The 292-nt window shown below is 36.0% G+C and carries 1 protein-coding gene; it reads right to left on the bottom strand.

Annotated features, from left to right (window positions below):
- A partial coding sequence (locus tag KH400_RS23785) for a transposase (protein ID WP_217228810.1) occupies positions 1 to 275 on the bottom strand: 275 nt, incomplete at its 3' end.
- Positions 276 to 292 lie beyond the last annotated feature (17 nt).

The following is a 292-nucleotide window of genomic DNA, read 5'->3' as shown; positions in this document are numbered from 1 at the left end:
GAGATTCCATATTTTCGAACAATCTCATATTGAGAGTGTTTCCCCGATAAATAATCCCTCACGGCTGCTTCTTTTAGTTCTTTAGTATATGCTTTCCGCGTTCTGGAGTCCTCAAATCCATTTGTGCCATCACTCTCAAATATCTCTACCCAGTTATATAAGGTAACATCCGGTATTTGATATCTCTCCAGCAATTCTTTAACTTTAGTATCATTGTTCTTATAAGCAGTCACTACTTCATTCTTAAACTGACTAGAATAATATTTATTGGACAAAAATACTCCCCCTAAGG

This window comes from Desertibacillus haloalkaliphilus, assembly GCF_019039105.1.
Taxonomy (GTDB): domain Bacteria; phylum Bacillota; class Bacilli; order Bacillales; family KJ1-10-99; genus Desertibacillus; species Desertibacillus haloalkaliphilus.
Note: the sequence above shows the minus strand (reverse complement) of the source record. Positions and strands in the feature narration are given on the sequence as shown.